This window comes from Flavobacterium sp. AK-301, assembly GCF_058310215.1.
In genome coordinates this window covers 257,275-267,615 of the sequence record NZ_JBZEES010000004.1, presented here as the reverse complement: position 1 = coordinate 267,615, position 10,341 = coordinate 257,275, and the positions used below count along the sequence as shown (strand labels likewise).

General features: G+C 30.8%; 13 protein-coding genes. 2 read left to right on the top strand and 11 right to left on the bottom strand.

All coding sequences use genetic code 11. From position 1 onward, the window contains the following. Window positions 1-468: 468 nt before the first annotated feature. From AC4FQX_RS09140 to AC4FQX_RS09125, 4 genes are all read right to left on the bottom strand, one after another. On the bottom strand, window positions 469-1,122 hold the full coding sequence (locus AC4FQX_RS09140) for a response regulator (protein ID WP_491167379.1): 654 nt from the start codon (window positions 1,120-1,122) through the stop codon (window positions 469-471). Window positions 1,123-1,136: 14 nt separating this feature from the next. After that, entirely contained in the window at window positions 1,137-3,167 is a 2,031-nt protein-coding gene (locus tag AC4FQX_RS09135; protein WP_491167378.1) for a tetratricopeptide repeat-containing sensor histidine kinase, read from the bottom strand. A gap of 102 nt (window positions 3,168-3,269) precedes the next feature. After that, window positions 3,270-3,527 carry a hypothetical protein gene (locus tag AC4FQX_RS09130; RefSeq protein WP_491167377.1) on the bottom strand — a complete coding sequence of 86 codons (258 nt, stop codon included), beginning with the start codon at window positions 3,525-3,527 and terminating at the stop codon, window positions 3,270-3,272. 75 nt (window positions 3,528-3,602) lie between these two features. Continuing rightward, the gene (locus tag AC4FQX_RS09125) at window positions 3,603-3,860 is read right to left on the bottom strand and encodes a hypothetical protein (RefSeq protein ID WP_491167376.1); all 258 of its coding nucleotides are present in this window, start codon (window positions 3,858-3,860) and stop codon (window positions 3,603-3,605) included. 297 nt (window positions 3,861-4,157) lie between these two features. On the opposite strand from AC4FQX_RS09125, the gene AC4FQX_RS09120 reads away from it, so the two are divergent. Then, a complete protein-coding gene (locus AC4FQX_RS09120; RefSeq protein ID WP_491167375.1) occupies window positions 4,158-4,424 on the top strand; it encodes a hypothetical protein in 267 nt (88 codons plus the stop codon). Window positions 4,425-4,505: 81 nt separating this feature from the next. Here AC4FQX_RS09120 and AC4FQX_RS09115 read toward each other — a convergent pair whose 3' ends face one another. After that, window positions 4,506-4,913, bottom strand: a complete 408-nt coding sequence (locus AC4FQX_RS09115) for a hypothetical protein (protein WP_491167374.1) — start codon at window positions 4,911-4,913, stop codon at window positions 4,506-4,508. An 11-nt stretch (window positions 4,914-4,924) separates the two neighbouring features. Further along, window positions 4,925-6,250 carry a tyrosine-type recombinase/integrase gene (locus AC4FQX_RS09110; protein ID WP_491167373.1) on the bottom strand — a complete coding sequence of 442 codons (1,326 nt, stop codon included), beginning with the start codon at window positions 6,248-6,250 and terminating at the stop codon, window positions 4,925-4,927. 432 nt (window positions 6,251-6,682) lie between these two features. On the opposite strand from AC4FQX_RS09110, the gene AC4FQX_RS09105 reads away from it, so the two are divergent. Further along, a complete protein-coding gene (locus tag AC4FQX_RS09105) occupies window positions 6,683-6,910 on the top strand; it encodes a hypothetical protein (protein WP_491167372.1) in 228 nt (75 codons plus the stop codon). An 85-nt stretch (window positions 6,911-6,995) separates the two neighbouring features. Here the strand turns inward: AC4FQX_RS09105 and AC4FQX_RS09100 are convergent, their stop codons facing one another. The 5 genes from AC4FQX_RS09100 to AC4FQX_RS09080 all read right to left on the bottom strand — a co-directional run bounded on the left by AC4FQX_RS09100 (window position 6,996) and on the right by AC4FQX_RS09080 (window position 10,201). Continuing rightward, window positions 6,996-7,787 (bottom strand): TPM domain-containing protein, encoded by a 792-nt coding sequence (locus AC4FQX_RS09100; RefSeq protein ID WP_491167371.1) that lies wholly within the window; start codon window positions 7,785-7,787, stop codon window positions 6,996-6,998. Beyond that, entirely contained in the window at window positions 7,787-8,224 is a 438-nt protein-coding gene (locus AC4FQX_RS09095; RefSeq protein ID WP_491167370.1) for a TPM domain-containing protein, read from the bottom strand. Before AC4FQX_RS09095 ends, AC4FQX_RS09100 begins: the two co-directional genes overlap by 1 nt. A 1-nt stretch (window position 8,225) precedes the next feature. Beyond that, on the bottom strand, window positions 8,226-8,819 hold the full coding sequence (locus tag AC4FQX_RS09090; RefSeq protein ID WP_491167369.1) for a LemA family protein: 594 nt from the start codon (window positions 8,817-8,819) through the stop codon (window positions 8,226-8,228). A gap of 75 nt (window positions 8,820-8,894) precedes the next feature. Further along, window positions 8,895-9,224 (bottom strand): MerR family transcriptional regulator, encoded by a 330-nt coding sequence (locus tag AC4FQX_RS09085; protein WP_491167368.1) that lies wholly within the window; start codon window positions 9,222-9,224, stop codon window positions 8,895-8,897. Then, window positions 9,224-10,201 carry a M23 family metallopeptidase gene (locus AC4FQX_RS09080; RefSeq protein WP_491167367.1) on the bottom strand — a complete coding sequence of 326 codons (978 nt, stop codon included), beginning with the start codon at window positions 10,199-10,201 and terminating at the stop codon, window positions 9,224-9,226. The genes AC4FQX_RS09085 and AC4FQX_RS09080 overlap by 1 nt, the downstream gene beginning before the upstream one ends. Window positions 10,202-10,341 lie beyond the last annotated feature (140 nt).

Sequence of the window (10,341 nt, the reverse complement as noted above, 5' to 3'; positions counted from 1 at the left end):
GTTTCTTTAACTACTACAGTTGCTCCGGGAAGCGGAAATCCATCTGCTTCCGAAATTACTTTTCCTGTAATTCTTATTTCCTGAGCATATGTTTGTTGTGCAATAAAAATCAAACATAAATTCAAAAGAATTTGTTTAAATAATTTTTTAATCATATCACTGGGTTTTTGTTGTTTTTTATCTTGTTGATCTGCAAAAATTAGAAGTCTGATAAAGATATTCTGAAAACTGATCTTTTGTAAGACCTGATTTCTCGAGTAATTCATTTAAAATTACTCTTCCATAATCTTTTTTGACAATCAATGCTAGCAGGTATTTAACATTTATACAACAAACATAATTTGATTTTAATTCAATTATGACGAATTTTACCCCAGATGGACTACGATAAATTTCATATAGTGTAAAAACAGGATGAAGAGAAAGAAAATTTATTTTGTTTGAAAAAACAAAACAGAAGTTTATTAATTAAATCAATTTATGTTTTTTAGCCATAGTAATTATACTCTGGTCGTTTGTAACATCTAATTCATCTTTTATAAGGGCTATTCGCCTATCTATAGAGGAAGGGGAAAGAGGTATATGATTTGATAAATTTTGAATTTTGATGCCATCTGCTATAAAAGAAATTATATCACGATTATCAGCATCTAAAAAAACGTCACTTTCAATAACTTTTTTAATGCTCTTCTTTACAGATATACTGTGATAGATGTCACCTTTTAAAATTATATTAAAAATAGGAAGTAATTCTTCTGTATCAAAATCACTTTTTATTATTAATCCTTCCGGAGTTATTTTATCAAAAATATTGTATACTGTAAATGATTCTGCATGTGAGGTTAATATTATTATTTTGCTTTTTGGGTGGTGTTTTCTTACCAATAAAGCTAAATCCTCTCCCGAGTTGATGTTTTTTGCTTTAAAAGAAGGCATACTCCGATCCAGAAGTATTAAATCGAGCGTCTTGTAATGTAGTGTGTCTGTAATGATTTTATAAGCTGTTTCGCAATTATGAGCCTTTATTATATTGATGTTAAATTTCTTCAAAATTCCTTTATAAATATCAACCATTGCAGGATGGTCATCTACAATTAAAGCATTTAATATATTTGGCTTCATGGCTTAATTATTTTTTAGTCTAAAGGAATCATAATGTATAAAGAAGTTCCTTTTTTAGTTTCAGAAACGATATTGAAGGTTCCTTTTAAATTTTCTACTCTTATATTTATATTCTTTAAACCTATTCCTTTTCTTTTTTTATCAGTATTAAAACCTACACCATCATCTATAATTCTAAGTCTAAGGTTATTATCTGTTTTTGAAATACTAAAAGTACCTTTTTTAGCCTGAGCATATTTATAGATGTTTTGAAGGGATTCCTGTACTATTCTATAAAGGTTCGCCTTAATATTGTTATTTACAGTATCCCATTCTATATAAGTATCCATAATTAAAATGAACTCTGTTTTTGATAGTATCTTTTGTTTCTCAAGGAGATCTTGCAACAGAGCTATAAAGTCGTTTTTTTCGGAGAAATTAAAACTGTTCAGATCATAAGCAATATCAATAATTTCTTTCTCTACATTGCGAATATCGTTAATGTGAGGTATGCAATTCTGTATCGTTTCTGTATCCGGGTTATCCTTTAAGGGATGAAGATTATAACGAATACATACCAGCCTGTTAATAATCCCATCATGTAACTCTTTCGCTATTCTTTTTTTCTCAATCTCTCTACTAGATTCTATCTTAGTTTGTTGCTCAGATAACAATTCATAGATTTCGTTATTTGCTTTTTGTTGTGTTGCCTCCAATTTTAGTTTAGATTCTTTCTTTTTAGCTAAAGAATCTCTAATTAAAAGAAGAATAACCAATAATGAAACTAAACTAATAAACCCGATTATTAAATTTTTTTTGTCCTTTTCTAATTGTGTTTTTTCAATAACCAATTCTTCGGCTTCATATTGAGCCTGAACCATTTTATTAGGTAATAAAGGTTCTATTGTTTTAAGGCTATCTGAAATTTTTACATATTCAGAGAGATAAGCAACCTCTTTTGATAAATCTACTTTTCTTAATTGTGTTAATGAAAGTAGTATATCTCTAGGGTCGGTTCCTTTTTCTTTAGCAATAGTATAAGCTTCCTGTGCATACTGAATCGCTTTTACGCTATCTTTCTGGTCCTGATAATATTCTGATAAATGTCTTCTATTTACATTAATGCCTGAAATATTTTGCAAACTATCTCTAATATGTAAAGCTTTATAAAACAAATCCGGCAATTGAGAGTACTCTTTTAACTTTAATTGAGAATAAGCTAAATTATCCAATAACATAGCGTGGATATAAGGCGTTTTTTTATTAAAGTTTGTATATTGTAAACCTTCCTTATAATAAGTGATTGCTTCTTTGTTTTTACCCGAATTCCTATAAGCTACTCCTAGATTATTTAAAGTATTTATCTTAAATAATCTCCCGTTATATGTAGTAGTGTCCTGAATTACATCTAAAGCTTTATTATAAAACTTTATGGCATTATCATATTGCTTTAATTCATCAAACAAAATACCTAAATGATTATATATCCTATATTGCTCTTGACTATTTTCATCTTTACAATATACTAAAGCTTTAAAAGCTGAAATTTGGGAATGCAAAAAATCGCCTTCATCATAATAAAGAAAAGCCTTGTTCAAATACATTCTCCCAATACTTTCCTTGTTATTTAGCTCTGTATAAATTTTTTCAGCTTTAGAATAACACAAATAAGCACTATCACTATTAGATTTATTTTTAAAAAAATAATCTCCTAAATATTCCTCTGCTTTTGCTATATTAGGATTATCTTTCCTCTGATATGCTTTTTCTGCTATAAGTTTAGAAATTATTTTATAGGCTTCCATTTCGCCAATATTATAGTATTGATTGGCAATTTTAAACAGATTATCAAAAAATAAAGAATCCTGTTCCTGCTTAAGCACAACCCCTGAAGCTTTTTGAATAAAACTTATACACTCTGAGTGTAACAAGGTTGTATCCTTTACTTTTGTTAAATACAAGGATAAGCTATCAGACAATTGATTTGTCTGATAGCTGGTATTCTTTTGATCCTTACAACCTATTATAAGGATAAAAAGGAAAATAGTGTATATTGTTTTTTTCAAAATCTCTTTTTTAAGTTTAAAACCTAAAAAGGTTTTATTTAATAAAAAACGGTTTTGGTATTTGAGATAATTAGAAAACAAATAAAACAATAATAACCTTTCTTATTTTTGAATAGGAATATCACCAGACCCTTTATCTCCTTCTTCCATTTCCATCATAAGAGCTTTCTTCTGTGACAGGGTATCTGCAATTGTCTTTGTGAAAACGCTTGCGTCTACTTTTGTTATCGGTGCAATTGATTCCGATCCTACTGGAATCGTTACACTTCGTGTTTGTGGTGTATCAATCTCATCTACACTACAGGAATAAATCGAGAGTATAAATAAAGACACTACTAGAATTAAAATTGATTTTTTCATTGAATTATAGTTTTTAGGGGATAAAAAATATTTTGGTGTTTGAAACAATGAGAAAAATTAATGTATACTTATATTTTATCTTTTAGGGTCAGTAGGAAAATGCTTGTCTCCTTCTTCCATCATAAGCGCTTTATTTTCTTTCTTCTGTGACAAGGTATCTGCAATTGCCTTTGTGAAAACTCCTGCATTTTCTTTTGTTATTGGTGCAATTGATTCCGATCCTACTGGAATCGTTACACTTTGTGTTTGTGGTGTATCAATCTCATCTACACTGCAAGAGTAAATCGAGAGTATAAATAAAGATACTACTAGAATTAAAATTGATTTTTTCATTAGATTGTATCGGTTTGGATTATGTTTTTTTGATCTAAAAGGATTAAAATAATTAAGATAATATTAACGAATATAAATTGAATAAACTAATAAAATTAAGAAAATTTATAGACTGTATTCTATAAAAATACATTTTATTAGAATATAGTACAAGGAAAGCCCTTGTTTTAAAGGTAAAGTGTCTAATATACTCATGCTAAAGTTACTAAATATAAATAATTGTTTCATTTACGGAAACCCGTAATAAATATCAAAAGAATTTACGTTACATTTGGAAAACCCCTAAAGGATATAATTATGAGAAAATACACTTCAATTTTAGTTTTAATATTAACAATTGTCATTTTTAACAATTGTTCTAAAAGTGACGATAATAAAGAGGAGTGTTATCTGGTTATTGATACACATAGAACGTATGATATTAATACTACTGAATATACCTATTTTGTTAAAACAAATAAAGACGGACAGATTTCATCTTATCCTATCTCTAAAACCAGACATGACTATTATACTCAGATCGTAAAAGAAGGCAAGTCTGAATGTTGGGATAAAGGATTGTAGTTCTTTTCTCAGGCGTGACAAGCGTAAAAAAATCCTATCGATGATTTGATAGGATTTTTTAGTTTGAATTAAAAATTACAATTATGATTTATTCATTTTTTCTAAAATTTGTTTCATGAGTTCTTCTGTTCTCAATGAAGCTTCTAGTTGTTTTGTTATCAGGTTTTCTAACCTCAATAAAACTTCCGAATCTAAAGATTCATCTTCTTCAGAAGTATTGGGTAGGTATGTTGTTTTTAGAACATTTCCAGTACCTGTTTTTAAATATTCATAGCTGATTTGAGGAAATTTACCTATTATTTTTTGAATCAAATTTTTAGAAATAGCTGAGTTATGATTAATTATCCTGTATATATTACTGGTGGTTATTCCAATATCGTTTGCAAAATGTAATGGTACGGTATATCCCAAAGCTTTAATTATGTTATTTAGCCTTTGACTGTAAGTGTCTCCTTCAGAATTCCTTAATACTTCATTGGTTTTTTTCATATCTTTATTTTTTATTTAGCATAATCATTTTTCCATTTTTCATCCAGTGCATCTGCGTATTCATGTAAAACCTTTTTGATGTACTTCAACATCATTTCTTCAGTTTTCCATCCACCCAGTGCCATTATAGCAGAATTAGGTATTTTTCCATATAAATTAGTTGCAAAGGATCGTCTACAAATATGAGAGGTTATCAATTCCCATTTTTGATATATGGCAATTGCTTTTCTTGTTTTCCCCGTTTTTTCATTTCTCTTTGTTACACCACCTAACATCTGTTCGTCAAAACCTATGGTTTGACATAGTATTTTAATTTTTTTATTAAAATCAATATCATTAATCTTATTAGGCAGTTCTCCGTTTCTCTTATCTAATATCGCTTTAACCATTGGATGCACCGGAATAACCGTTGGATTTCCAGTTTTTTGTGCATCAATAAATATCCTTGTTTTTTCTTTATTGAAATTAGATAATTTTAAACGAATTAAGAAATCCGAAATTCTTAATCCTGTCCATAAACCAATTATCAGGTTATCCCTAACATGATCCAAATCATCATTAAAACTAAAATTATAATTATAGATTAAGTCAATTTCATATTCTGAAAAATAAGGATCAATATAATCTTCTGATTCTTCATCATCATCAGGAAGATTTTCATTAATTGGAAGGAAAATTTTCTCCTTGAAACTTTTATCTATTTCTAAATTATCTTTTTCTGCCTGATTACAGAAAAACTTTATTCTGGAAACAGTGTTGTCAGACGAAACAGGAGCGTACTCCTCTTCTTTAACAAGATAAAACAAAAATGTCCGAAGAGATTCAAGATTTATTTCTTTTATCTTGTATTTTTTCTTTTCTTCAAATGGAATAAATAATTTCAATGCAGATTCATATACAGATTTTGTAGATTTACCCATATACTTATCTTTTTTTACATAATGTGTAGATGCTTTGTTATCCAGCCAATACTGAGCATAATCTGAAAAATAAACAAAGTGATTCGGTATTTTTAAATTTACCTCTTGCTTAGGTCTATTAAAATTATTGTGAATTAGTTTGTCAAGCCAAGATTTATCTATAATTTCACCAGAAGAGAAATCTGTATTAAAGTTGTCCGTAATAGCCCTTTTTAAGTCTGTTAGTTTATCATTTATTTGATCTCTGTTAGGAACCAGAATAACATTTTTAATTTTTTCTTTTTCATGATCCCAGTATTTAGGATTGATAAATAATGTTGCTGAAGTCGTTATGTCAATAGCCTTAGTATGATAAAATCGAACATAAATAGTTGATATTGGTTTTTTTCCTTTAACGAGGTATTGTACATTTGCCATAGAATTTAATTTAATAGATTAAAAACTTCCCGACTATTTCCCGACAAAGGTACAAGTAAAAGAATTAAATACGCTTATTTCTTTAGCAAAAATGCTAATGAAATTTTATAAAGTGTTGTTTTTAAGGTGTTTTTAGTTTAAAATAATGCTATGATAAGTAGTTATATTAGATATAGGATATACAATATATTGTGTTGAAATGAAATGTATCCTAACAGGTTTTTTTAATCTGTTAGATATTATAAAGAATTATTGTAGCGAAACATCAATTTTTTTTAGATTATGTTTGTTCTTCTTAAACTACGACCTTAAGAACTTATAAAAAGACTCCCTTATGTTATGTGGGTGGTATTGGAAACGACCACAAACGCTGTCGTAGGCGTTAGAACTGCTAAAGCATAAGGGTTTATATTCTTAAACTACGACTTTTTTATGCATGAAACAAAAGAAAATGCCCAAAGTGATAAATTAAATTTATTTTTTGTAGAAAAAATAGATAAGGTTACTATGGCAAAATTTATTCGATTAGTAAACCATCTCTTAGCATTAGCAATTATTCGGGATAATGAGCTAAGTAATTATTTAGAACATACAGAGACTAGTATTTTATGGCTTAATGAGTTGGCTGAAATTTTAGATCCTTTTATAGTAGAGGGGTAATTTTTAAGAGACTGTCAAAAACTGACAGTCTCTTTTTTTATTCTATTTTTCTTTGCTCTTGACTCTTTCTTCTTTGTTCTAAAAGTTACCAACTTCCTCCGGCTCCACCGCCACTAAATCCGCCACCGCCGAAGCCACCACCAAAGCCTCCGCCACCGAAACCTCCGGAAGAGCCTCCTCCTCCAAAGCCACCGCGACCCAGACTGCTCAGAATGATGAAATCACCAAGATCAAAACCACCACCTCTGTTACCGGAATTACCGCCACCTTTATTGTTTTTGGATAAAATAAAGAATATGACAATAATAATAATGATAAAAAATAATATTCCTCCGGAAAGGGAGGAGTCGCTTTGCTGACGGGAACCTTTATAGGTTCCTTTTAGAATCTCAAAAATAGCTTTTGTTCCTTTGTCCAGACCATTATAGTAACTTCCGGCTTTAAACTCCGGAATAATAATATTTCTGGTAAGCTCACCCACAACGCCGGCAGTTAATTTATCCTCAACGCCATATCCGGGTGATATCCATATATTTCTTTCTTTTTCTGCCAGTAATATAAAAACACCGTTATCCTCATTTTTCTGACCAACACCCCATTTTTGAGCCCACTGAGCAGATAAAAGACCTATGTTTTCTCCTTTTATAGTTTCAACAGTAACAATAACGATCTGAGTACTGGTCGTATCGGAATACTGGATTAGTTTTTGTTCCAAATCTGATTTCTCCTGACTGCTCAGTATATTGGCGTAATCATAAACACTGGTCTGAAAACTCGGTTTTTCAGGAATAGTGAATTGACTGTATCCGATCTGTGTCAGCGTAAAATAGAGAAAAAGAAAAAGAAGACGATATGTTTTTGAATATATAGCTGTCATTAGCCTCTGGATATTTCATCAGACAGTTCATTGGTATTATCAGAAAGCGAAGGAAAATGTTTTTTGAGCTGTTCGCCCGCTTTTAGGATACCATCAACAAGTCCCTGTTTGAAGTTTTTGTTTTTAAAATGAGTGACCATAACATCCCGGGTGCTGTCCCAAAAGTTACTTTCTACGTGATCATTGATTCCTTTGTCACCATAGATAACAAATGTTTTGTCTTCTACTGCGAAGTAAAAGAGAACACCATTACTTAATTTAGTATTATCCATCTTTAAATGATGAAAAACTTCCATAGCCCTGTCAAAAGGGTCTATGGAAGTAGATTTTTCCAGATGGACACGTATTTCACCGGAAGTATTTCTTTCAGCTATACGAATAGCTTCAATGATTTCTTGTTCTTCTTCCGGATTTAAAAAGTCTTCTGTTTTTGACATTTTATTTAAAATCAAAGTTTACTTCAGGGGCTTTATCAGCACCGGTAACAGCTTCGAAGAAAGGTTTTTCTTTATAGTCACTTAAGAACCATTTGTAAGGTATAGCCAGAACATATCCGTTGTATTCCTGTACTTTCTCATTGAATCGTACTCTTGCAGTCTGGATTGTATTTTCTGTACTTGCCAGTTCATCCTGTAATTTAAGGAAGTTCTGATTCGCTTTCAGTTCAGGATAACGTTCCACAGAAACCAATAATCTGGATAAAGCGCTGCTTACACCACCTTGAGCATCATTAAATTGTTTTAACTGTTCAGGTGTAATATTAGAAGGATCGATTGTTGTTGCAGTTGCTTTAGCACGTGCATCAATAACAGCTGTTAAAGTTCCTTTTTCAAAATCAGCTGCTCCTTTTACCGTGTTTACTAAATTTCCGATAAGGTCATTTCTTCTCTGGTAAGAAGTCTGAACATTTCCCCATTCTTTTCCAACAGCCTGATTAAGACGTAACGCATTGTTTTTTATGCCAAATGACCAGAATATAGCAGCTGCCACTACAGCGACAACGATTCCAAGGGGTAATAACCATTTTTTCATAGTTTGTAATTTTTAGAGTTTGTTTTTTTGTTAAATGATTGCTGATTATAAAGTTAGATATTTTACTTTGATATATTAAAGTTTATCCTTGATATTTGATAACTCTGCCCTGATCCCTTTTAGTTTATGGATGATTTCAAATTTATCCAGTGTTTTTTTCTGCCCTTCTTTCAGGTGTGTTTTTGCTCCTTCCAGCGTAAAACCTCTTTCTTTAACCAGATGAAAGATCAACTGGAGGTTCTTTACATCCTCAGGTGTGAACATTCGGTTACCTTTGGCATTTTTCTTTGGCTTTAAAATATCAAATTCTTTATCCCAAAAACGGATAAGAGAAGCATTTACATTAAATGCTTTTGCAATTTCTCCAATACTGTAGTATCTTTTTTCAGGTAGTTCTAAATGCATTAGTCAAGAGATTGGTTTTCCTGGCTTGCCAGTTTTGAAATAATAAGATATTCAGCCGCAGAAATATTACCGTAATAAAAGTTAATAGGGTTAATGACTTCTCCGTCTTTACGCACTTCATAATGTAAGTGAGGTCCCTGAGAACGACCGGTATTTCCCACAAGTCCGATGACATCACCTCGTTTTACATGCTGTCCTACTTTTACCTTATAAGCGCTAAGGTGAGCATAGGTGGTTTGATAACCAAAGCCATGATTAAGGACAATATGGTTTCCGTATCCGGTAGCCGTATCATCTGCTCTGTATATAACTCCATCTCCTGTTGCATAGACCGGAGTTCCTATTTTTGAAGAAAAGTCCATCCCAGCATGGAATTTTTTAATTTTTGTAAAAGGATCTGATCTGTAACCATAACCGGACGCCATTCTTTTCAGATCTTCATTTTTTACAGGCTGAATAGCTGGAATAGCAGCTAATAATTTTTCTTTTGTAGCGGCTAATTTAAGTATTTCATCTAGTGATTTAGATTGTATGACCAGTCGTTTTGAAAGTATATCAATTCTTTTGGTAGTATTGACGACTAGATCAGAATTGTTATAACCTTCTAAATCTTGGTATCGGTTAACTCCTCCAAAACCTGCTTTTCGTTGTTCTTCAGGAATAGGAGCAGAGTTAAAATAGACGCGATATAAATTGTTATCTCTGTACTCTATATTTTCAATTACTTTGTCGATCTGATCCATTTTTCGGTTCAGAATAGAGTAACGGAGTTTTAAATTGTCGATTTCCCTTGCTTGTAATCGATCCTTTGGTGTTTCAAAATAAGAAAAGTTGATAAGAACAACAAAACACAGAAAACCAAATAGTGCGGATGCTATTATAAATAGAGCAGCATAGCTGATTTTTTTTGCTTTTTGTGGTTTTATTCTTTTGTATGCTAAGTTTTCCGGATCGTAATAATATTTTACCTTCGACATGTTTTAAAATATGCTATTTTTGTACCCTGGTTAAAAGGTACTCTTGTTTAAGTATTTGACAGACTCAACAAATTTAATAAAATGTTTTGTTTGTTTAGGGTATTTTTTAATTCATTAACTTTTTATAGCCTAATTAAAAT

Coding starts and splice junctions, on each gene's coding strand:
- AC4FQX_RS09100 (WP_491167371.1), bottom strand. CDS start 7,787: ATGACAGCTATATATTCAAAAACATATCGTCTTCTTTTTCTTTTTCTC.
- AC4FQX_RS09130 (WP_491167377.1), bottom strand. CDS start 3,527: ATGAAAAAATCAATTTTAATTCTAGTAGTGTCTTTATTTATACTCTCG.
- AC4FQX_RS09090 (WP_491167369.1), bottom strand. CDS start 8,819: ATGAAAAAATGGTTATTACCCCTTGGAATCGTTGTCGCTGTAGTGGCA.
- AC4FQX_RS09140 (WP_491167379.1), bottom strand. CDS start 1,122: ATGAAGCCAAATATATTAAATGCTTTAATTGTAGATGACCATCCTGCA.
- AC4FQX_RS09095 (WP_491167370.1), bottom strand. CDS start 8,224: ATGTCAAAAACAGAAGACTTTTTAAATCCGGAAGAAGAACAAGAAATC.
- AC4FQX_RS09125 (WP_491167376.1), bottom strand. CDS start 3,860: ATGAAAAAATCAATTTTAATTCTAGTAGTATCTTTATTTATACTCTCG.
- AC4FQX_RS09085 (WP_491167368.1), bottom strand. CDS start 9,224: ATGCATTTAGAACTACCTGAAAAAAGATACTACAGTATTGGAGAAATT.
- AC4FQX_RS09120 (WP_491167375.1), top strand. CDS start 4,158: ATGAGAAAATACACTTCAATTTTAGTTTTAATATTAACAATTGTCATT.
- AC4FQX_RS09115 (WP_491167374.1), bottom strand. CDS start 4,913: ATGAAAAAAACCAATGAAGTATTAAGGAATTCTGAAGGAGACACTTAC.
- AC4FQX_RS09080 (WP_491167367.1), bottom strand. CDS start 10,201: ATGTCGAAGGTAAAATATTATTACGATCCGGAAAACTTAGCATACAAA.
- AC4FQX_RS09105 (WP_491167372.1), top strand. CDS start 6,683: ATGCATGAAACAAAAGAAAATGCCCAAAGTGATAAATTAAATTTATTT.
- AC4FQX_RS09110 (WP_491167373.1), bottom strand. CDS start 6,250: ATGGCAAATGTACAATACCTCGTTAAAGGAAAAAAACCAATATCAACT.